Below are 22,347 nucleotides of genomic sequence, written 5' to 3' on the forward strand. Positions count from 1 at the left end.
TCTGTGAGGCGACAAGCGCAAAATCCTGCACTCTCAATGATTTCACCGATCACTGAAAATCGAAGGCACCGAGCCCCGCCACCATCTCATCTAAGCCAAGCGGGCGAGTGACAGGCGGCTCGGCACGCGCAAGACAGCCCTTCCTTTCGCAGAGGCGGCAGGCCGGCCCGATTGCCACCGGATGCGGGGTCTCAGAAAGGGCCTGGCCATATGTCGTGCTGTCTTTGAACGCGATGTCGCAGCCGAGCAGAACTGCAGTACGCCGGACCCGTTCGCCAAAGGGCGCATGCGGCCCTTCGAGCGTCCGCGCTATGGTAAGATAAGCGGAGCCATCCGGCATCTCGGCAGCCTCGGCCAGAACCTGGCCCGGCTGGAGAAAGGCAGGATGGATGTTGAGCTTCGGACAGCCGCCGCCGAAGCGGGCATGCGGAAAACCTGCCGCTCCGCCCCGCCGCAGCCGATGGCCCGCGGTATCGATCTCCATGATAAAGAACGGAACGCTGGCGTTCGCCGGTCGCTGCAGCATCGTCAACCGTGTCGCAGCCTGGCCGAACGAACAGCCGAAGCGAGCGCAGAGAATATCGATGTCGTAACGCGATGTCTTTGCTGCGGAGAGAAACGCGTCATAAGGCATCATCAGCGCAAGGGCTGCGTAACGCGCGAGCTCGAAGCGGGCAATGCGCCTCGCCTCCTGCGTCGAGAGGTTGAGTGTTTCCAGCTCTCGCATAATGGCTTCGCGAAGCGCGAGCGTCGCGACCTCGACGGCGACTTCCTGGATCTGATCGGACGCCGCAAGGCGCTCCGAAATGAAAAGCCGCATCGAATGCCGGTCGAAGCGGCGGCGCAGATCGGGCATCACATGCACCGGCAGGATGCGGACGCTGATGCCGTGCTCCTTCTGCAACCAGCCCTTAAGGACCTGCGCGCGCTCACCCGCCGGCAGAGCGACGAAGAAAGCCTCAGCGGCCTCTTCAAGCGCGCCAAAATAGGCAGAACGGCGCTCCAGCACGTCGCGCACTTCATCTGCCGGCAGCCGCGCGCCGGCGGCCGGAGCCTGTCCGTCGCCAGCCATCAGGACTGTCAAGTCGGAGAGTCGCGCAGCCTGCTCGCGATAGGCACGATAGAGCTTCACGACGCCGCTTGCAGCATTGGGTGCGGCTTCGGCGACTTCGATGAGTTCCTGGTCTCCGGGTAGTTCGCCCGAAAGCAACGGATCGGCAAAGACTTCACGCAGCTGGGCGAGATTGTTTCCGGGCTCGCTCTGCAGTTCCTCCAGGTCGACCTTGTAGACCGACGCGAGCTTCAAGAGGAGTTGCACCGTCAATGGCCGCTGATTGCGCTCGATCAGGTTGAGGTAGGATGGCGAAATTCCCAATCCCTCGGCCATCGCCGTCTGGGTGATCGCCAAGCCGTTGCGAATGCGGCGAACTTTCGGACCGGCGAATATCTTCCGCTCGACCATTCGACACCTCCTAGATCGACATGAATTTACAAGCATTTACAGATTTACAAACTTACCCTGTAAATGCTCCCGCAACCTAACCTCAATTTCCTCCCAAAAATCAAGCTTTCTCTGGCGGCTTCGAGGATTTTTGTAAATTATGTCACACAGCCGAATGAGGCACATTCATCGAGAAGGAGGAAATCGTGACAGAATTTGACAAGCTTATCCGCAATGCGCCGGCAGGCCGTTTCGACGGTATCGAGCGACCCTATTCGCCCGAGGACGTGAAGAGATTGCGGGGCTCCGTCGAACTCCGCTATTCGCTTGCCGAGATGGGGGCGAACCGGCTGTGGCAACTGCTGCATCAGGACGATTTCGTCAATGCGCTCGGTGCACTTTCGGGCAATCAGGCAATGCAGATGGTCCGTGCCGGGCTGAAAGCGATCTACCTCTCCGGCTGGCAGGTCGCAGCCGATGCGAATACGGCTTCGGCGATGTATCCCGACCAATCGCTCTATCCCGCCAATGCTGGACCGGAGCTCGCCAAGCGGATCAACCGCACGCTTCAGCGCGCCGACCAGATCGAGATATCGGAAGACCGCGAACTTTCCGTCGAAACATGGTTTGCGCCAATCGTTGCCGATGCTGAAGCCGGCTTCGGCGGACCGCTCAATGCCTTCGAGATCATGAAGGCCTATATCGAGGCCGGCGCTGCCGGTGTCCACTTCGAGGATCAGCTGGCATCGGAAAAGAAGTGCGGGCATCTCGGCGGCAAGGTGCTGATCCCGACGGCGGCGCACATCCGCAATCTGAACGCGGCGCGGCTTGCCGCAGACGTGATGGGTGTTCCGACCCTCGTCATTGCCCGCACGGATGCGGAAGCGGCCAAGCTTCTGACCTCGGACATCGACGAGCGCGACCAGCCTTTTGTCGATTACGATGCCGGCCGCACGGTCGAAGGCTTCTATCAGGTGCGCAATGGCCTCGATCCCTGCATCGCCCGTGCGGTTGCTTACGCCCCGCATTGCGATCTCATCTGGTGTGAAACGTCCAAGCCGGATCTGGAGCAGGCGCGGCGCTTTGCGGAGGGCGTGCACAAGGTCCATCCCGGCAAGCTGCTCGCCTACAACTGCTCGCCGTCGTTCAACTGGAAGAAAAACCTTGACGACGCGACGATCGCCAGGTTCCAGCGGGAGCTCGGCGCGATGGGCTACAAGTTCCAGTTCATCACGCTAGCCGGTTTCCACCAGCTGAACTTCGGCATGTACGAACTGGCACGCGGCTACAAGGACCGGCAGATGGCGGCCTATTCGGAACTGCAGCAGGCGGAGTTCGCCGCCGAGGCACAGGGCTACACCGCGACCAAGCACCAGCGCGAAGTCGGCACCGGCTATTTCGATGCCGTATCGCTCGCCATCACCGGCGGCAAGTCCTCGACCACTGCCATGAACGAATCGACCGAACATGCACAGTTCAAACCCGCAGCCGAGTAGCCACACCAAAGGAGAAAAGGCCATGGCTTCCATCGCACGTGTCCGCGAAAGAGCGGAAGAACAATCCTCCAGCATGAGCGCCGATCAGCAGACGATGATCCGCATGCTCGCAAACGATCTGCACAGGCTGAACCAGTCCGTCATGAAGGCCGTCGAGGCCGGGGTCTCGGTCGAGCTCGTGCGCTCCGCCCGCCACCATGGCGGAGACGGCAATTGGGGCGATCTCCTGATCCCTGTCATCGTCGCCAACAGGATGTAGGGATCAAAGATGGCGGTGCCGCGGCGCCGCCATCTGCGTTATTCGACGTAATTGTCACTGTCATGAAAGGCGGGCATAATAAGCATCCGCTCATATGAGATGTCTGATGCCCGCCACGACGCATGCCAATCTCGAATCTCTCACTGACCTGGTCTACGGCGCATTGTTTGGCGAAACGGACTGGCAGGACTTCCTCGACACCCTCAACACGAGGATGCCCGATGCGAAGACGACGCTCTTTTATCACGACAGCGTCGCGGGTGCCGGTGCCTTTTCGCTATGCTCAGGTTTGGACGGCTCCAGTCTGGACGACTACAACCGGTATTATTGCACCGTAAACCCGTGGATGCCGAAGGCAGCCGTCCGGCCGGTCGGCCTCGGCGTCATCGCGGACCAGATGCTGCCGCATGCCGAACTCGTCAAGACGGAATTCTACAACGAGTATCTGCGCAGCATCGGTTGCCGGAGCAGCGTCGGCGTGACGATTCTGCGCGAGAACAGCAGGTCCTTCAATCTCTCGACTCTGACATCGAGCACCGACACCGGCTTCAATCGCCTCAACGCGGATCTCCTGACACAACTCGCACCGCATTTGCAACGAGCCTTCGATTTCATGCGCAGGGAAAAAGCGAGCAATGAGACGGGCCGTTCGCTGTTCGACGCCATCGGTGTCGGCCTCGTCTATATCGGCGAAGGCTGCCAGATCCGGTCGATGAACCTTGCCGCGGAACAGATGTTCGCCGAAGATGCCGGGATCAGTGTCACGCCAACAGGACATCTCGTCTGCAGCGACCGGGATTTCCTCGAGCGTCTTACCTCCGCTTCACGCTACCGCGCTCCCGCCGCGGCAGAACCGTTCATCGCGAGATTCAGGTCTTCCTGCGCGTCGTTCAAATGCACGCTCGTGCGCCTTACGTCCGATTTGATGACCGAGTTCCTGCAGGGGCCGACGGCGGCACTCATCATCGAGCGCATGCCCGTGGCATGCCCTGAACTGAACGACCGTTTGTCCGCAAAGGAGCAACTGACCGCAGCCGAGCTGCGGATCGCCTCCTCCATCGCGGCAGGCCTTTCGCCGCGCGAGGCGGCCAGGCTGCATGGCATCAGCTACGAGACGGCCCGGACGCATCTGAAGAACATCTATTCCAAGCTCGGCGTGAACAGCCAGGTCGCGCTCGTGAGACGTCTGATGCCGTAGAATCAGCTGCGGCTGGCGCGCTTTCCGGCGAACAGATCAGCATAGCTTTTCAGCAGCTTTGTCATACGGTCGGCGACGGTGCGGATTTCCGGGCGGTGGCGATCCTCGTTGTTCAACACGATCCATTGCCGGTGGCGCAACTCCGTCAGTTCGCCGCCGAGCCGCTGCAGCTCCGGATCGAGATCACCCACGAAGCAGGGGAGCACCGCCTTTCCCGCACCGGCCCGGACGAGGTCCGGCAGCGAACGCGGCCTGTTGACCGTCGCAACGATGGGCTCCGACGCCTGGCGGTGCGGCCAGCGGAGATAGGCGGAAATGGCATCATCCTCGGCGACCGCAATCCAGCGGTTTTCGACCTCGCCGGCATTGCGCCGGACATAGACGGCATAGGCGACTTCCCCCAAAAGCCGAGCAGCGAGATTGGATTCGTCCGGCTCGAAGGCGCGAATGCCGATATCGCTCTCGCGGTAGGCGAGATTGGCGCGCGCCTCGCCGATCGTCAGCGCGATGATGAAACCGTCGGCAGGCATGCGGATCGCGGAGAAGTTTTCGGTCAGCATCCAGGCAACCCAGGTTCCGGCTGCGATCTTTACCGTTACGCCTCCTTCGCCTGCCTGGCGCCAGGCATCCACCTTCCGGGCAGCGGCTTCCATCTCCTGAAGGTGGTCGAGGAGGATCTGGCCATCGGCCGTCAGGCGGTAGCCGGTCTGGCTGCGGGCGAAAAGCATCCGCCCCGTTTCCTGTTCCAGCTCAAGCATGCGGCGTCCAATCGTGGCTGGGCTCAAGCCGGTCGCCGCGCTCGCGCCGGTCAGCCCGCCGAGGCGCGCGACCTGCAAAAAAAGCTGATAGGAGTCCCATGCGGCGTTTTTCATTGATGAAAAACATAGCCGGATCTTCGATGTTTATGAAGCGATTTTTGATGTGTATTTGAAAGGATGTCTTTTAATGGAGGACATCACAATGATCGATCAGATCATGATTGCCAGTTTCCTCGGCCTTTCGCAGAGCTGCCAGCCCATCCAAAAACGTGCCAGGACTGAGGACGAATTCTACCGGGATTTTGGAAGCTCGCCTATCGTTAGCTTTGGCAGGTGGCTCAACAGCATCGGCGCAAAAAAGCAAAAGGACCGCGCGTTACCGGCGCGATCCTCCATACCATCAAGCTGCAGGCCCCATCAGGCTGCCCGCCTTGCCCGGCCGTGAGATTGTACCGACGCTTCGATGCGGAACTGCTGCAGCAGGCTCATCAGCGTGTCGGCCTCGTCGGCGAGCTGACGGCTTGCCTGTGTGGTTTCCTCGACCATCGAAGCGTTCTTCTGGGTCATCTGGTCCATGGCATTGACCGAACCGTTGACCTCCTGCAACGCCGCCGACTGATCCTGGCTCGCGGTGGCGATGGTTTCGACGTGTTTGCTGATCGCAATGATCTCCTCGCTGATCGAAGCGAGCACGCTGCCGGTCTTCTGGACCAGCGCAGAGCCGACCGTGACCTCCTCGCTGGATTTCTCGATCAGGCCCTTGATCTCGCGGGCGGCATCGGCCGAGCGCTGCGCGAGTTCGCGGACTTCCTGAGCGACAACCGCAAAGCCCTTGCCCGCCTCGCCGGCGCGCGCCGCTTCGATACCGGCATTGAGGGCCAGGAGGTTCGTCTGGAAGGCGATGTCATCGATGACTTCGATGATCTGCTCGATCTGCCGCGACGCCTGCTCAATGCGGCCCATTGCGGCGACAGCGTCGCTGACGACCACTCCGGAGCTGTCGGCAGTCTTTTTCGTGGCGGTGACGGCGTTGTTGGCTTCGCGAGCGCGCTCAGCGGACGAGCGAACGGTCACGGTGATCTCTTCGACGGCAGCCGCCGTTTCTTCCAGGTTTGCCGCCTGCGCTTCCGTGCGCTTCGAAAGCTCGCCGGCAGAAGTCAGCATTTCTCCGCTGTTGCGCTGGATGGCATTGGCGTTCTCGCGGATCTTCACGAGGGTATCCTGCAGGCGGACAAGCGATGTGTTGAAGTCGACCCGAAGCTGCTCCAGCCGGCCGACGAACGGCGTCTCGATCGTCTCTGAGACATCGCCCTGGGCGAGGCGCCCGAGGCCAGCTGCAAGCTGGTTCACGGCGAAGTCGATCTGACCATCGAGCGAACGCTTATCGGCATCGTTGCGGGCACGCTCGGCTTCGCTCAGCGCGCGCTGTTCCGTAGCCTGCGTCTCGAGATCCTGCCGGGCGCGGGCGCTGTCGCGGAAGGCAACCAGGGCGCGGCCGATCTCGCCGAATTCGTTGTTCTTCTCAAGACAGGGGATCGTGCTGTCGAGTTTACCGGCGGAAATCGAGTGGACCGTTTCCGTCAGCGCAAGCAGCGGCCTCACGGACGCGCGGATCGCGAAGAAGGCAAGCATGCCGACAAGCAGCATGACGGCAGCGCCGGCGCCGAGAACCATAGTCTGCAGATGATTGATGCGGGCGAAATAGACCTCCATCGGAATGCCGATGAAGAGGATGCCGACATTGGCGCCGGCCGCACTCTTGACCGGGAAGTAACCGGTCATGAAGTTCTTGCCGAAGAGCTGCGCGGGACCGTAGTAGGCCTTGCCGTTTGCGAGAACCGGCTGCGCCGGATGATCGGCGGCAAGCTTGGTGCCAACGGCACGGCTGCCGTCTTCCTTCTTCACATTGGTCGAAACGCGGACATAGTCGTTGCCCTGCTTCTGAAAGACTGTTGCAACGCCGGCAATTGATTGGGCCGTGCGATCGACGAGAGCGTGATCCTTGAGTTCGAGAATGCCATCTTCCGTCACGGAGAGAAGTTCGTCACCCGTGACACCGACAGCCGCATTCGCATCCACGGCACCATAAAGCACCGCCATGGTGCGGCTTGCGCCTTTTGCGTCCGAAACGGCGCTTTCCATCACGTCGCGGCTGAGATTGTGATAGGTGACAGCGACGATCGCGGCGGTGCTGACGACGAGCAGAGCGAGCGTGATCGCAACAACCTGACGCACGATGGACGTCGAAAAGAAACGCGGCATGAAGGCCTCCGGTGAATACAACTATAGTAAGAATAGGCTAAAAGCGTTAAGGAATTCCTCGGTTTCCGGCTTCTTCAAAGGAAGCGTCCCCTTTCGCCTGCTGGGTAACAACTGGCAAGGTTCTGGAATGCGTAGACCGGCACAGCAAATTGCAACCATAGGAAAGCGGCCCCGGAAGCCGGAGCCGATTCGCGAAATGCAAGATGATGCCGATTATGCCGCGCGGTAGATCGCCGCCTCGGAACTTTCGCCGTCGATCTTGAACTGCTGGACGAGACCGAGGAGCGCATCCGCCTGACCGGCAAGCTCGCGGCTTGCGGCGGTCGTCTCTTCGACCATCGCGGCATTCTGCTGGGTCATCTGGTCCATCTGATTGACGGTCGAGTTGACTTCCTGCAGCCCGCTCGACTGGTCATGGCTTGCGCGGGCGATCATCTCGACATGCTGGCTGATCGTCACGATCTGGGCGCTGATCTTGGCAAGCACCGTGCCGGTCTCCTGAACGAACTGCGAGCCTGAGCTGACCTCCGTCGTCGACTTGTTGATCAGGCCCTTGATTTCCTTTGCAGCAGCGGCGGAGCGCTGCGCCAGTTCACGGACTTCCATGGCAACGACCGCGAAGCCCTTGCCTGCGTCGCCGGCACGTGCGGCTTCGATGCCGGCATTCAGCGCCAGGAGGTTGGTCTGGAAGGCGATCTCGTCGATGACGCCGATGATCTGCTCGATCTTGCGGGACGCGTCCTCGATGCGGGTCATCGCATCGATGGCATTGCTGACGATCGTTGCCGAGTCGTCGGCGCTGCGCTTGGCCTGGCGAACGATCTGGTCGGCATCCTTGGCACGCTCTGCCGACGAACGGACAGTGACGGTGATCTGATCGACGGCCGCAGCCGTTTCCTCGAGAGAGGCAGCCTGATGCTCCGTCCGTTTCGCAAGGTCCTCGGCGGACTGCGCCATCTGATTGCCGTTGCCCTGAATCATTTCAACATTGTCGCGGATCTGGCTCATCGTTGCCTGGAGACGCAGCATCGAACCGTTGAAGTCCTGACGCAGCTGCTCGAGGCGGCCGATGAAAGGCGTTTCGATCGTGGTGGAGATGTCGCCCTGCGCCATCCGCTCAAGGCCGGCCGCAAGCTCGTTGACGGCGAACTCGATCTGGCGATCCATCTCGCGCTTTTCGGCATCGTTGCGCTGGCGTTCCTGTTCGGCAGCCGCGCGCTCTTCTTCGCTCTCTTCCTCGATGCGGATCTTCGAGATCGCATTTTCCTTGAAAATGCCGAGGGCGCGGGCCATGTCGCCAATCTCATCGGACCGTTTTTCGCCGGAAATGCTGGTATCCAACGAACCGTCGGCGATGCGGCGCATGGCGGCCGTGATCTGGCCAATCGGACGCTGCAGCGTCAGCACGAGGGCGAAGCCGCCGATGATCGAAACGAGGATGCCGAGGCCGGTCGTCAGAACGGAGATGCTGTTTGCCTGCGTGCGCTCAGTTCCGGCCGACTGCTTCTGCAGCTCGGCGAAGGTGGTGAGTTGGCCCCAGACGCTGTCGAGCTGCTGACGGGCGGCTGCATAGTCGGTAGTACGCTGGGCGATCGTCGCGACCAGCTTTTCGCCGTCGCTGTCCATGGAAGCAAGTGCGGGCGACATGACGGCAACGATGTCTTCCGCGAAGTCCATGCCCTTGGCGCTTGCCAGCAATGTGTTGAGGTTGGTGCCAAGCGTCGTGATTTCCTGATGCAGGCGAACGCGGTTGTCCGGGTTCGGCTTGGCGGTGAAGTCGCCGAGCACCAGCTGCAGCGAATAGATGGAGGTCTCGAGGCGGCGAGTATCCTCTAGAACGGAGTTCGTCTGAGCAATGCGGCCGTCGAGTTCGACGAACGTCGTCGTCGCTTCCCGCATCATCTGCGTCGCCGTCAGCTGCGTATAGGTCGACATCTGGCGGAAGCGAGAAACGAGGCGGCCAAGGTTGGCTATCGCTTCGTCGGTCGCTGCATCAGGTGCCGCGGCCTGCGTCTTGAGGTCGCTGATCGTCTGGGCGATCGACTGCGTCATGCTCTTCTGGTTCTGCGGGACGGAGATTTCGATGAGGCGCTGCGCTTTGGCGATCTGCGGGATCGCGTCGGTGACGACTTTCAGCTTGTCGGCGGGCGCCTGCGCCTTGTTGAAGGCTGCCATGACGGAGGCAAGCGTATCGCCACCCTTCAACAGCCGGTCTGCGGCGCGGAGCGTCGCGGTGGCATTGCCTTCATCGTTGCGGATATTTTCCTGGAGCTGCTGTGCGTCGTAATTGACGTTGAACCGGCTGCTTATCAGCGTCTTCCGTGCGTCGTCGATCGACTTGCGGAGCGCCAGCTCCTGTTCATGAAGAGTCCATAGCTTGCCGACGGTATCCGCAATCCCAGCCGTGCCGTTTGACGCGGCCTGCAGGTTTTCGCGGCCGTCCTTGTCGCCGATCTGGTCCAGGGTGGCTTTCAGCGTATCCTGCTGCGTCTTGATGTCGGCGTAGAGCTTGTCGCGCGCTTCCTGGTTGGTAACCTGCAGGAAATCGCCCATCGAACCATAGAGATCCTTGAAGCCGCTCAGCGATTGGAGAACGCTGTTCGAAATCTCCATGCGGCCCTGCAGCAGGCCGGAAGCATAGAGGCCTGTCAGGCCAACGGCGGAAATGGCGACCACGAAAGGCAGGACGAAGATCAGGACCTTGGTCTTGATCTTGAAGCGCGAAAGAATCTTGTCAATAAACATGGCGATACCGGCCTTCCATACACCACTCCTCCCACCGGCTGAAATCGGCGCCGGCCGAGTACATCGAGCTGACTGTGAGACACTGGGGAAACCCGAGGGGGGTCAGGCGGCAATCATTGCCAAATCATCGCAAGCAGAATGCGGCGATGCCCAAACATTCGCGGTGAATGTGGCAGAGGATATCTTAATTTTCGTATAAGCTGATGCAATCGAAATCCCATCGTTGCATGGCGGGCGTCCGCGCAACCGGTTTGCCGCGCAAGGGCAAACCTCAAAAAGTATGACGAAGGAAATGCCTTAAACGGCGTGAGCGATCAGGAGGGCCACAAGTGCGGCCGTTGCGCCGGTCGCGAGCATGAGGAAGCGGACGGCCGCGAGCTTTGTATCAGGTCTTGCCTGAGCGATTGCAATGGCGCGGGCGCGTTGTGTGTTCCTGTTCATGCGTAGAACCTCACTTCCTTCAAGACTCAACAATCCACCAAAACGGCTTGCCGGTAAAGCTTAATTTAGGAAGCTCTTTCCATACGGCCATTGGGACACGATGGCGCACCGTGCTTAAGAAGTCTTGAATCCCGTTCCCCAGATTCGTCCCTACAAGGATTCGCCTGCGGCAAAGCCCGAGGCCCAGGCCCATTGGAAATTATAGCCGCCGAGCCATCCGGTCACGTCGACGCATTCACCGATGAAATAGAGGCTGGGCACGCCTTTTGCCTGCATCGTACGGGAATCGAGTCCGGCGGTATCGATGCCGCCGAGCGTCACTTCCGCGGTGCGATAACCTTCGGAGCCGGAAGGCTTGATCTTCCAGTTCTGTGCTGCATCGCAAAGACGGATGAGCACCTTGTCGGAGAGGTCGGCCATGTTGCCTGATATGCCTTCGCGCTCCGTCAGATATTGCGCCAGCCGTTTCGGCAGAATTTCCCCGAGCACCGTCTGGGCCGACTGACGGCCGTTTAGTTGCTTGGCTTTCTTTAGATGCAGAAGAAGATCGACATCCGGCTCGATACCAATGGCGATCTCGTCTCCCTCCCGCCAGTAGGAGGATATTTGCAGGATCGCCGGGCCGCTGAGACCGCGGTGGGTAAAGAGCAGGGCTTCACGGAAGCCGGTTTTTCCATGCCGGATTTCGGCGGGCGCCGAGATGCCGGATAGCGGCGCAATGCTCTCCAGCAAGACGGGATCAAGCGTCAGCGGGACGAGACCGGGGCGCGTTTTGACCAAAGAGAGACCGAACAATTCGGCGATGCGGTAGGCAAAGCCCGTTGCCCCCATTTTTGGTATCGACTTGCCGCCGGTCGCCACGACGAGCGAAGTACACTCGTATTCGTCGTCGGATGTCCTGACGCGAAAGCCGTCGATGCCTTTTTCGACGGCCAGGATTTCGGTCTGCAACCGCAGTTGTACGCCTGCCGCCTGCATCTCGTCGAGCAACATGCGGATGATATCCCTGGCGCTGTCATCGCAGAAGAGTTGGCCGAGGGTCTTCTCGTGCCATGCAATCCCATATCGGTCGACCATGGCGACGAAATCGGCCGGCGTGAAGCGGGCGAGCGCGGATTTGCAGAAATGGGGATTGGCCGACAGGAAATTCTTCGGGCCGGCATTGATATTGGTGAAGTTGCAGCGGCCGCCGCCCGAGATGCGGATTTTCTCGCCCGGCGCTTTCGCGTGATCGAGCACGACCACTGAGCGGCCGCGCTGCCCGGCGCGGATGGCGCACATCATTCCGGCGGCGCCCGCGCCTATGACGATCACGTCGCTCTTCAGTCTCAAACCATTTTCCTTCCGTGAATGGGCTTTCTTTTTCTATCGAATGGCGAAAGTCAACGCTGCCGCCCCTCGCCAATTGCCAAACTCCGGCTATGATGACCTTCCGATCAACCGCGAACATGTGTGTCATGTCACCAAAAAAGACGACGCTGAAACCTGCTAGAAACGTGCCTGCCTCTACGAAAATTCCCCCGGATCCCGGATCTTCGCGCGGTGTGGCAAACTGGAAGGAAGCGGCGCAGTGGCTTCGCACACGCGGCATCGAGGACATCGAATGCATCACTCCCGACCTCGCCGGCGTTCCGCGCGGCAAGATGATGCCGACCTCGAAATTCACCTCCAATACGTCGCTCGCCCTGCCCTCGGCGATCTATCGCCACACGATCTCCGGCGAATATCCCGAGGAGACCGAGAGCTTCCGCTACGAGCCGCGCGACAGTGACCTGAAGCTGATGCCCGATCTTTCGACGCTTTCTGTCGTTCCCTGGGAGACGGACCCAACGGCGCAGGTGATCTGCGACATCGTCAACTCGGAAGGCGAGGAGGTCCCCTATACGCCGCGCAACCTCCTCAAGCGGATCATGGGTCTGTACGCCGAACGCGGCTGGAAGCCGGTTGTCGCACCGGAGATCGAATTCTATCTCGTTGCCAACAACGACGATCCCGACTATCCGCTGCGCCCGCCGAAGGGCCGCTCAGGCCGCTCGATCCTCGGCGGTCAGGGCTATTCGATCGCCGGCATCAATGAATTCGACGAACTGATCGACGACATCTACCACTTCTCCGAGAAGCAGGGCCTAGAGATCGATACGCTGATCCACGAAGAGGGTCCGGCGCAACTGGAGATCAACCTGCGCCACGGCAACCCGATCGAGCTTGCCGACCAAGTCTTCATGTTCAAGCGCACGATCCGCGAGGCGGCGCTGAAGCACGATATCTACGCGACCTTCATGGCGAAGCCGATGCAGGGCCAGCCGGGCTCGGCGATGCATATCCACCAGTCGGTCGTCAATATCGAGACCGGCAAGAACGTCTTTTCCAATCCCGACGGATCGGCGTCGAAAGAGTTTTTCCACTTCATCGGCGGCATGCAGAAATACGTGCCGAGCGCGCTTGTGATGCTCGCGCCTTACGTCAACTCCTACCGGCGCCTCGCTCCGAACATGTCCTGCCCGGTTAACAACGCCTGGGGTTACGACAACCGCACCACGGCATTCCGTGTGCCGGTTTCCGACCCGCAGGCGCGGCGTGTCGAAAACCGTCTGCCGAGCTCGGATGCTAACCCTTATCTGGCGTTGGCCGCGTCGCTGGCATCCGGTCTCCTCGGCATCATGAAGGAAATCGAGCCCACGGCACCGACCGAGGACGCCGCCAACGAAGGGTCGATCGACCTTCCGCGCGGCCTGCTCGAAGCCGTTGCCCTGATGGAAGATGAACCGGCATTCGAGGAGGTCTTCGGCAAGGAATTCATCGGCCTCTATGCAGGCGTGAAGCGGGGAGAGTTCGAAACCTTCATGCAGGTGATCAGCCCCTGGGAACGCGAATTCCTGCTGCTCAACGTGTGAGGAGGCTCACCTCATGACGGTGCAAGAAAACTGGCAGAGCCCCATCGCGCCCGGCGTTTCCTGGTATCAGGCGACGGTGGGGGAGCGGCCGACCTATCCGGAGCTCGACGGATCGAAGACATGCGACGTCGCCATCGTGGGCGGCGGCTATACCGGTTTGCAGGCGGCATACAATCTGGCGAATGCCGGCGTTTCGGTCATGCTGATCGATGCCTGCCGTTTCGGAGACGGGGCATCCGGCCGCAACGGCGGGCAGCTCGGCACCGGCCAGCGCTCGTGGCCGGAGGAGTTGGAAGAGAAGATCGGCTACGAACGTTCCAAGGCACTCTTCGATCTTGCGGAGGCTTCCAAGAAACACCTGCTCGATTTTGCGACCGAGCATCAGATCGACATCGAATTCATGCCCGGTCAGATGAACGTCTCGCACAAGGAACGCTACAAACGCTACTATTACGAGAATGCCGAGATTGCCGCGTTGCGCTACGATTATCCACATCTGCGATTCATGGACAGGGAAGAGACGCAGGAACGCCTTGGCTCCAAGCGCTACTACTGCGGCGTGCGCGACACCGGCACCGGCCACATTCATCCGCTGAAGCTGCTGATCGGGTTGGCGCGCGTTGCGGCCAATGCGGGGGCGCAGATTTTCGAGATGACCAAGGCGACCGCAATCCGCCAGGGCAGCGGCAAGGTGACGATCGAAACGCCGAAGGGCACGATCACCGCCGGCCGCGCGCTGATTGCCTGCAACGGCTATATCGGCAATCTGGAGCCGGTAACGGCAAGCCATGTCATGCCGATCCGCTCGTTCATCGGCGCAACCGTGCCGCTCGACAAATATCCCGCCGTGCTTCCCGGCGGGGAGGCCGTCGCCGACTCGCGTTTCGTCGTGCGCTATTTCCGGAAATCCAAAGACGGGCGGCTGCTCTTCGGCGGCCGCGAAGCCTATACCGCCGACAATCCGCGCGAAATTAGCGAACATATCCGCCGCCAGATCGCCGAAATCTATCCGGATCTCAAGGACATCAAGATCACGCATGCCTGGGGCGGCAGTGTCGGCATAACAATGCCGCGCCAGCCCTTCGTGCGCGAAGTGATGCCGGGCGTTACCTCGATCGGTGGTTATTCGGGCCATGGAGTGATGCTGTCAAATTACTGCGGCAAACTTTATGCAGAAACGGTGCTTGGAAAGTCCGCCGATCTCGAGCTCTTCAAGGCGCTCGATATTCCGGCGTTTCCCGGTGGTGCGGCAATGCGCGCACCGTTGCTTTTCCTGGCCTTGTCGTGGTTCGCGCTGCGCGACAAGTTTTAGGGACGATTGCGGGATTTCCTCCCGGGGCAATTCGCTTTAAAACCGGGACCGGACAGATTCATTGCATCGCACACTGGCTTTTTTAAATCGATTAGATTAAAACGGCCGCAACCAGCCTGATTGAGAGAAGAGCTCATGAGCAGCCAGATCATTCCCGTCGAACCCTTTGATTATGTCGTCTTCGGCGGCAGCGGCGATCTTGCCGAGCGCAAGCTCCTTCCCGCCCTCTATCACCGCCAGATCGAGGGCCAGTTCACCGAGCCGACGCGCATTATCGGCGCTTCGCGCAGCCCGCTTTCCGACGACGAATACCGCAAGTTCGCCAAGGATGCCCTCAAGGAGCATCTGAAGAAGGGCGAATATGACGATGCGGAAGTCGAGAAATTCTGCAGGCGCCTTTTTTACGTCCCCGTCGACGCGCGTTCTGACGGCGGCTGGGATCAGCTGAAGAAGCTGCTGGACGAGGGCAAGGACCGCGTCCGTGCCTTTTATCTTGCCGTCGCACCCGGCATCTTCGGCGACATCTCCCAGAAGATCGCCGACCACAAGCTGATCACCAAGTCGACCCGCATCGTTGTCGAAAAGCCGATCGGCCGCGACCTTTCCTCGGCGCTGTCGCTGAACGACACGATCGGCCGCGCCTTCAAGGAAGAGCAGATCTTCCGTATCGACCACTATCTCGGCAAGGAAACGGTGCAGAACCTGATGGCGCTGCGCTTTGCGAACGCCCTCTACGAGCCGCTGTGGAACGCCAATTACATTGACCACGTGCAGATCACGGTTGCCGAAGCTGTTGGCCTCGAGGGACGCGCAGGCTACTACGACACTGCCGGCGCATTGCGCGACATGGTGCAGAACCACATCCTGCAGCTCCTCTGCCTGACAGCCATGGAGGTGCCGTCGTCGATGGATTCCGAAGCTGTCCGCGACGAGAAACTGAAGGTACTCCGTGCCCTGAAACCGATCGATTCGTCGAATGTCGAGCAGGTAACGGTTCGCGGCCAATATCGCGCCGGCGCTTCTGGCAGTGGCCCGGTCAAGGGCTATCTGGAAGAGCTCGAAGGCGGCGTTTCCAACACCGAAACCTTTGTTGCCATCAAGGCCGAAATCAACAACTGGCGCTGGGCAGGCGTTCCTTTCTTCATACGCACGGGCAAGCGCCTTGCCGGCCGCATGTCGGAAATCGTCATCACCTTCAAGCCCATCCCGCACGCGATCTTCGATCAGGCGGCCGGACGCATCAACCAGAACCAGCTCATCATCCGCCTGCAGCCGGACGAAGGCGTCAAGCAATCGCTGATGATCAAGGACCCCGGCCCCGGCGGCATGCGCCTGCGCAACGTTTCGCTCGACATGAGCTTTGCGTCAGCCTTCAACGTGCGCAATCCGGACGCCTACGAGCGCCTGCTGATGGACGTCGTCCGTTCCAACCAGACGCTCTTCATGCGCCGCGACGAAGTTGAAGCCGCGTGGCGGTGGGTCGACCCGATGCTCAAGGGTTGGGAAACGACCGGCCAGCTCGTTCAGGGCTATACCGCCGGCACCTGGGGCCCGAGCCAGGCCATCGCGCTCATTGAGCGTGAAGGCCGCACCTGGCACGACAACATCTAGGATCGCGAGCGATGGCAGCCACCTTGCATGCTTTTACCAATGCCGCGGAACTCGCAAGCAGCCTTGCAGACAAGGTGACGGAGCGGCTTTCTGCAGCGATCACGGCCCGCGGAGTGGCCAGCATCGCCGTTTCCGGCGGTTCGACCCCGAAAGCCTTCTTCCAGGAGCTCTCCACCCGCGGCCTCGACTGGAGCAAGGTGACGGTCACGCTTGTTGACGAGCGCTTCGTTCCCGCGGACAATGAACGTTCGAACCATCTGCTGGTCGCGAACAACCTGCTGCAGAACAAGGCGAAGGCAGCGCGCTTCGTGCCGCTCTACCAGAAGACGGACTCTGCCGAATATGCGGCAAAGCTCGCGACTGCCGAGACGAAAGCGATCAGCAACCCGTTCGACGTGGTGATCCTCGGCATGGGCGGCGACGGCCACACCGCATCGTTCTTTCCCGGCGGCAGCAACCTTGCTGCCGCACTCGATCTGGCAACGCCGCGTGGCATCATCACAATGGAAGCCAAAGGCGCCGGCGAGCCGCGCCTGACCTTCACCTTCTCCAGCCTTCAGGATGCCGCGCTCCTGGTGCTTCACATCGAAGGCGCGGGCAAGAAGGATACGTTGGCGAAAGCGGAAGATGCCGGAGAAGACGCAGAGATGCCGATCCGGGCCGTTCTTCGCCGGGCGGCTTCCCCGGTCGAAATCTACTGGGCGCCGTAAGGCAGAGCCGGCGAACATAAAACTTGAGAGCAACTAAGGCAGGATACCTCCCATGTCCGCTAACGCACGCATTTCCGCGATCACGTCCCGCATCGTCGAACGATCGAAACCGACGCGCGAACGATATCTGGAGCGCCTGCGCGCCGCAGCTTCCAAGAGCGTGAACCGCTCGATCCTCGGCTGCGCCAACCTCGCGCACGGGTTTGCGATCTGTTCCCCCGCCGAGAAGGATGCACTGGCGGGCGATCGCGTGCCCAATCTCGGCATCATCACCGCTTACAACGACATGCTCTCAGCCCATCAGCCGTTCGAGACCTATCCGGCGATCATCCGCGAAGCTGCGGCGGAAGCCGGCGGCATTGCCCAGGTCGCCGGCGGCGTCCCTGCCATGTGCGATGGCGTCACGCAGGGCCAGCCGGGCATGGAGCTGTCCCTCTTTTCCCGCGACCTGATTGCCATGTCTGCAGGCATCGGTTTATCGCACAACATGTTCGACGCAGCGCTCTTCCTTGGCGTCTGTGACAAGATCGTGCCGGGTCTGGTGATTGCTGCGCTTTCCTTCGGCCACCTGCCCTCGATCTTCGTTCCGGCAGGGCCTATGACCAGCGGGCTTCCCAATGACGAGAAGTCGCGTGTTCGCCAGCTCTATGCGGAAGGCAAGGTCGGCCGCGCCGAGCTCCTCGAAGCAGAGTCCAAATCTTATCACGGCCCGGGCACATGCACCTTCTACGGTACTGCGAATTCGAACCAGATGCTGATGGAGATCATGGGTTTCCATCTGCCCGGCTCTTCCTTCATCAATCCGGGCACGCCGCTGCGCGAAGCGCTGACGCGCGAGGCGGCAAAGCGCGCGCTGGCGATCACCGCGCTCGGCAACGAATTCACGCCGGCCGGTGAAATGATCGACGAGCGTTCCATCGTCAACGGCGTCGTCGGCCTGCATGCGACCGGCGGCTCCACGAACCATACACTGCATCTCGTCGCCATGGCGCGCGCTGCCGGCATCCAGCTTACCTGGCAGGACATCGCCGAGCTCTCCGAGGAAATCCCGCTGCTTGCCCGCGTCTATCCGAACGGTCTGGCGGATGTGAACCATTTCCACGCCGCAGGCGGCATGGGCTTCCTCATCAAAGAGCTTTTGAAGAAGGGCATGCTGCACGATGACGTGCGCACTGTTGCCGGCCAAGGTCTCGAAGCCTACACGATCGACGTCCGCCTCGGCGACAACGGAACGATAGTTCGTGAACCGGCGCCGCTGAAGAGCCACGATGCCAAGGTGCTCGCCACCATTGAAACGCCGTTCCAGGCGAATGGCGGCCTAAAGATGCTGCGCGGCAATCTCGGCAAGGCGGTCATCAAGATCTCCGCGGTAAAGCCGGACCGCCATATCATCGAAGCGCCGGCGATCGTCTTCCACAGTCAGCAGGAACTGCAGGACGCCTTCAAGGAAGGCAAGCTCAACCGCGACTTCGTGGCGGTCGTCCGCTTCCAGGGTCCGAAGGCGAACGGCATGCCAGAGTTGCACAAGCTGACGCCACCGCTCGGCGTGTTGCAGGACCGCGGTTTCCACGTCGCGCTGCTGACGGACGGACGCATGTCCGGTGCGTCGGGCAAAGTGCCGGCTGCGATCCATGTCACGCCGGAGGCCGTCGAAGGCGGGCCGATCGCCCGCATCCAGGACGGCGACATCATCCGGCTCGATGCGATCCGCGGCACGCTGGAAGTCCTCGTCGATGCCGCCACCCTCGCAGACCGCGAGCCGGTGACGGCCGACCTCTCCGACAACGAATTCGGCATGGGCCGCGAGCTCTTCGCCCCGTTCCGCCGCGCCGTCGGCGCCTCGGACCACGGCGCCAGCGTCCTCTTCCACTAACGCAAAAAAGCCCGCGCTCGCGGGCTTTTTTAATTCCAGTGCCGTCCGATCAGGCGCGGACGTCGAGAACGTAGTCGCGGTGCGCCGGATGCGTGCTGTAGACGAAGATCTTGTTCATCTCCTTCTGCGTCAGCAGGCGCAGAAAGCGAACTTCGATGGTGTTGTTGGTATTCACCCGCATCAGCATGCAGCCGACCTTGGTGATGCGCGCGTCCGGAATATCCAGATAAAACTGCTTCGGCAGAGTGAATTGCGTCAGGATCGCAAGGACCGCGCTGCTCATCGAGATTCGGATAATATCGCAGCGCCGAGACGCCATGTGCATGACGCCCTTCTCGGTATATTCGATTCGCGCCGCGTTCATCGTATCCTCCATTTTGAACCGCTGTTCGCGGTCGTACATGAAGGATTCTTCCTTGTTCAGAAAATGCCCTGGAGGCAATGGATTGGATGCACCCACGACCCTAATTCCCCTTAAAACTATAAGGCGAAGCTAGCAGCGGATGTTTAACAGAAGGTGATGATCGCGGCGTTTCCGGCGCTCACAAAAGAAGCGCCCAAAAATGGCTTCCTACTTTCTGTAAGTGTGGCCTTCCGCATCGAAAAGATGCAGCTTCGAGCGATCGGCGGCGAACCTCATGTTCTGCCCCTTCTTGATGTCGGTAATGCCCGGAAGCTTGACGATGATCGGTTCTCCCGGCACCAGGCCTTCGATATAAAGCAGCGTGACTTCGCCGAGCGCTTCGACGATCGAGACCTTGCCTTCGAAGATGTAGTCGTCGCCATTGGCGATCTGAAGGTCTTCGGGGCGCACGCCGAAGCTTACCGTCTTGCCCTTTTCGGAAGCGGCGGTCGGAATGTCGAGCGTGACGGACTTTCCGCCTGTCAGCGTGATCGTCGTGGTGGCACCCGCTTCACTGACGGTCGAGGGAATGATGTTCATGGCCGGAGAGCCAATAAACTTCGCGACGAAGAGGTTTGCCGGACGCTCGTAGAGCTCCAGCGGCGCGCCTACCTGTTCGATGTGGCCGGCCGATAGCACGACGATACGGTCGGCAAGCGTCATCGCCTCGACCTGGTCGTGGGTGACGTAGATCATCGTCGTATCGGCCATCTGCTCGTTGAGGCGGGCGATCTCGATGCGGGTTGCGACGCGTAGCGCGGCGTCGAGGTTCGACAGCGGCTCGTCGAAAAGGAAGACCTTCGGATCGCGGCAGATGGCGCGGCCGATCGCAACGCGCTGGCGCTGGCCACCGGAAAGCGCCTTCGGCAGGCGATCGAGATAATTGGTAAGTTGCAGGCTTTCGGCAGCGGCCCTCACCCGCCTGTCGATCTCCTGCTTGCTTTCGCCGGCGATCTTCATGCCAAAGGCCATGTTGTCGTAAACCGTCATGTGCGGATAGAGCGCATAAGACTGGAACACCATGGCGATGCCGCGCTTCGACGGCGGCACGTCATTGACGAGCTGGCCGTCGATATACATGTCGCCGCCGGTGATGTTCTCCAGGCCGGCTATCATCCGCAACAGGGTCGACTTGCCGCATCCGGACGGTCCCACGAAGACGATGAACTCACCCTGATTGATCTCCAGGTCGATACCATGCAGCACGTCCACCGATCCATAAGATTTGCGGATTTCCTTAAGCGTCAGTCCCGTCATCGAATGCCTCCCTCTGATCCTTACGCGAGGCGGGCGAAGTGTGCCCCCCAAGCCGGAATATCGATCTTCCCGCCGTAGTTATTGCTGGTGAACCCATGCCCCGTCAATGTCTGCCAATCGCCTGCGGGCAATGTTACGGCAGCTTCGACCGGGCTCATGTTGAAAATGCAGAGCAATTGCTCGTTGCCATGTCTGCGTGTGAAGACAAGCGCATCACCTTGCGGCTGCTCGAATTCGATCTCGCCTTTGGCAAAAGCCGGGTAATGCTTGCGGAAGGCGAGGAAGCGGCGGTAGTGCTCGAGCACGGAATTCTCGTCGCCCTGCTGCACGCTGACGGCGCGCAGGATATGCTCGACCGGAACCGGCAGCCACGGCGTGACGGTTGAGAAGCCGCCCTGGGAAACCTGCGAGTCCCAGACCATCGGCGTGCGGCAACCGTCGCGTCCCTTGTATTCCGGCCAGAACTGGATGCCGTAGGGGTCCTGCAGGTCCTGATAGGCAAGATCGGCTTCGGTCAGGCCGAGCTCCTCGCCCTGATAGAGGCAGACGGAGCCGCGCAAGGTCATCAGCAGCGAGGCATATTGCTTGGCAAATGCGTCATGATCGGCGACGAGCGAACCCCAGCGGCTGACATGACGCATGACGTCGTGATTGGAGAATGCCCAGCAGGCCCAGCCATCGGGCGCGGCGGCGCCGAAATCCTTCATCACCTCCTCGACACGCTCCGGGGAAAGCGGATCGGGAGCGAGGAACTCGAAGGCATAGCACATATGCATCTTGTCGTTTCCGGACGTGTATTCGCCGACGATCTCCAGGCCCCGCTGGCTATCGCCCACTTCGCCGACGGCTGCAATTGCTGGAAACTCTTCCAAGACAGCGCGCAAACGCGTCAAGAACGCGATATTCTCAGGGCGGTTCTTGTCGTAGACGTGTTCCTGAAAATTATAGGGGTTGACCGCCGGCGCGGTCGAAGCATTGCGGCGTGCAGGCGGCAGAGCCGGGTTGTCGCGCAGTTGCTGGTCGTGGAAATAGAAATTGATCGTGTCGAGACGGAAGCCGTCGACGCCGCGCTTTAGCCAGAAGCGGACGACGTCGAGCAGCCGGTCCTGCACTTCCGGATTGTGCAGGTTCATGTCCGGCTGCGAGGTCAGGAAGTTGTGCAGATAATACTGCATGCGCCGCGGATCCCACGCCCATGCCGAGCCGCCGAAAATCGACAGCCAGTTGTTCGGCGGCGTGCCGTCCGGCTTGGCATCCGCCCAGACATACCAGTCCGCCTTTGCATTCGTCTTGCTGGAACGGCTTTCGGCGAACCACGGATGCTGGTCCGAGCTGTGCGAAATGACGAGATCGATCATCACCTTGATGCCGAGGCGATGGGCCTCTGCTATCATCGTGTCGAAATCCACCAGCGTGCCGAAGATCGAATCGACGTTCTCGTAGTCCGAGACATCGTAGCCGAAATCGCGCATCGGCGAGGTGAAGAAGGGCGAAATCCAGATCGCGTCAGCGCCGAGGCTTGCTACATGCGGTAAACGGGCGGTGATGCCCTTCAGGTCACCGATGCCGTCGCCGTTCGAATCCTGAAAGGAGCGCGGATAGATCTGATAGATTACCGCGCCGCGCCACCAGTCCTTATCGACCGTCAGAGTGGATTGGGATGCTATGCTCATGTGTGTTCCTGTGG

17 protein-coding genes are annotated in these 22,347 nt (G+C 60.6%); 8 read left to right on the forward strand and 9 right to left on the reverse strand.

Translation table 11 applies throughout. The features are described 5' to 3' along the window. Positions 1-49: 49 nt before the first annotated feature. The gene (locus BN1800_RS11555; RefSeq protein WP_086997580.1) at positions 50-1,462 is read right to left on the reverse strand and encodes a helix-turn-helix domain-containing protein; all 1,413 of its coding nucleotides are present in this window, start codon (positions 1,460-1,462) and stop codon (positions 50-52) included. Between the two features lie 185 nt (positions 1,463-1,647). Between BN1800_RS11555 and aceA the strand changes: the two genes are divergently transcribed. The 3 genes from aceA (at position 1,648) to BN1800_RS11570 (ending at position 4,394) form a co-directional block, all read left to right on the forward strand. Further along, positions 1,648-2,937: an isocitrate lyase gene (gene aceA / locus BN1800_RS11560; protein WP_027509928.1), complete on the forward strand. Its 1,290-nt coding sequence runs from the start codon at positions 1,648-1,650 to the stop codon at positions 2,935-2,937. Between the two features lie 22 nt (positions 2,938-2,959). Then, positions 2,960-3,196 carry an SMc00767 family acetate metabolism repressor gene (locus BN1800_RS11565; protein WP_027509927.1) on the forward strand — a complete coding sequence of 79 codons (237 nt, stop codon included), beginning with the start codon at positions 2,960-2,962 and terminating at the stop codon, positions 3,194-3,196. 106 nt (positions 3,197-3,302) lie between these two features. Next, a complete protein-coding gene (locus tag BN1800_RS11570) occupies positions 3,303-4,394 on the forward strand; it encodes a helix-turn-helix transcriptional regulator (protein ID WP_027509926.1) in 1,092 nt (363 codons plus the stop codon). Between the two features lie 2 nt (positions 4,395-4,396). Here the strand turns inward: BN1800_RS11570 and BN1800_RS11575 are convergent, their stop codons facing one another. The 5 genes from BN1800_RS11575 to BN1800_RS11595 form a co-directional block, all read right to left on the reverse strand. Continuing rightward, positions 4,397-5,266: a LysR family transcriptional regulator gene (locus BN1800_RS11575; RefSeq protein WP_086997583.1), complete on the reverse strand. Its 870-nt coding sequence runs from the start codon at positions 5,264-5,266 to the stop codon at positions 4,397-4,399. Between the two features lie 303 nt (positions 5,267-5,569). Continuing rightward, entirely contained in the window at positions 5,570-7,414 is a 1,845-nt protein-coding gene (locus tag BN1800_RS11585; protein WP_086997586.1) for a methyl-accepting chemotaxis protein, read from the reverse strand. 213 nt (positions 7,415-7,627) lie between these two features. Beyond that, a complete protein-coding gene (locus tag BN1800_RS11590) occupies positions 7,628-10,159 on the reverse strand; it encodes a methyl-accepting chemotaxis protein (protein WP_086997589.1) in 2,532 nt (843 codons plus the stop codon). 297 nt (positions 10,160-10,456) lie between these two features. Continuing rightward, on the reverse strand, positions 10,457-10,600 hold the full coding sequence (locus tag BN1800_RS41365; RefSeq protein ID WP_167333897.1) for a hypothetical protein: 144 nt from the start codon (positions 10,598-10,600) through the stop codon (positions 10,457-10,459). A 150-nt stretch (positions 10,601-10,750) separates the two neighbouring features. Continuing rightward, positions 10,751-11,884: a BaiN/RdsA family NAD(P)/FAD-dependent oxidoreductase gene (locus BN1800_RS11595; RefSeq protein ID WP_244564483.1), complete on the reverse strand. Its 1,134-nt coding sequence runs from the start codon at positions 11,882-11,884 to the stop codon at positions 10,751-10,753. 173 nt (positions 11,885-12,057) lie between these two features. Between BN1800_RS11595 and BN1800_RS11600 the strand changes: the two genes are divergently transcribed. The 5 genes from BN1800_RS11600 to edd all read left to right on the forward strand — a co-directional run bounded on the left by BN1800_RS11600 (position 12,058) and on the right by edd (position 19,000). Beyond that, the gene (locus BN1800_RS11600; protein ID WP_027509921.1) at positions 12,058-13,494 is read left to right on the forward strand and encodes a glutamine synthetase family protein; all 1,437 of its coding nucleotides are present in this window, start codon (positions 12,058-12,060) and stop codon (positions 13,492-13,494) included. Between the two features lie 13 nt (positions 13,495-13,507). Beyond that, positions 13,508-14,806 (forward strand): NAD(P)/FAD-dependent oxidoreductase, encoded by a 1,299-nt coding sequence (locus BN1800_RS11605; RefSeq protein WP_086997596.1) that lies wholly within the window; start codon positions 13,508-13,510, stop codon positions 14,804-14,806. A 135-nt stretch (positions 14,807-14,941) separates the two neighbouring features. Next, the gene (gene zwf / locus BN1800_RS11610) at positions 14,942-16,417 is read left to right on the forward strand and encodes a glucose-6-phosphate dehydrogenase (protein ID WP_027509919.1); all 1,476 of its coding nucleotides are present in this window, start codon (positions 14,942-14,944) and stop codon (positions 16,415-16,417) included. Between the two features lie 11 nt (positions 16,418-16,428). Next, the gene (pgl, locus tag BN1800_RS11615; RefSeq protein WP_086997599.1) at positions 16,429-17,127 is read left to right on the forward strand and encodes a 6-phosphogluconolactonase; all 699 of its coding nucleotides are present in this window, start codon (positions 16,429-16,431) and stop codon (positions 17,125-17,127) included. A 52-nt stretch (positions 17,128-17,179) separates the two neighbouring features. After that, positions 17,180-19,000: a phosphogluconate dehydratase gene (edd, locus tag BN1800_RS11620; protein ID WP_086997602.1), complete on the forward strand. Its 1,821-nt coding sequence runs from the start codon at positions 17,180-17,182 to the stop codon at positions 18,998-19,000. A 49-nt stretch (positions 19,001-19,049) separates the two neighbouring features. On the opposite strand, the gene BN1800_RS11625 is transcribed toward edd, so the two are convergent. The 3 genes from BN1800_RS11625 to bglA form a co-directional block, all read right to left on the reverse strand. Further along, positions 19,050-19,403: a hypothetical protein gene (locus BN1800_RS11625; protein WP_037141864.1), complete on the reverse strand. Its 354-nt coding sequence runs from the start codon at positions 19,401-19,403 to the stop codon at positions 19,050-19,052. Between the two features lie 168 nt (positions 19,404-19,571). Then, positions 19,572-20,660 carry an ABC transporter ATP-binding protein gene (locus tag BN1800_RS11630; RefSeq protein ID WP_027509915.1) on the reverse strand — a complete coding sequence of 363 codons (1,089 nt, stop codon included), beginning with the start codon at positions 20,658-20,660 and terminating at the stop codon, positions 19,572-19,574. A gap of 20 nt (positions 20,661-20,680) precedes the next feature. Continuing rightward, complete coding sequence (bglA, locus tag BN1800_RS11635; RefSeq protein ID WP_086997606.1) at positions 20,681-22,333, reverse strand: beta-galactosidase BglA; 1,653 nt, start codon at positions 22,331-22,333, stop codon at positions 20,681-20,683. Positions 22,334-22,347: the final 14 nt, after the last annotated feature.

The sequence above is a fragment of the Rhizobium sullae genome, assembly GCF_900169785.1.
GTDB classification, from domain to species: domain Bacteria; phylum Pseudomonadota; class Alphaproteobacteria; order Rhizobiales; family Rhizobiaceae; genus Rhizobium; species Rhizobium sullae.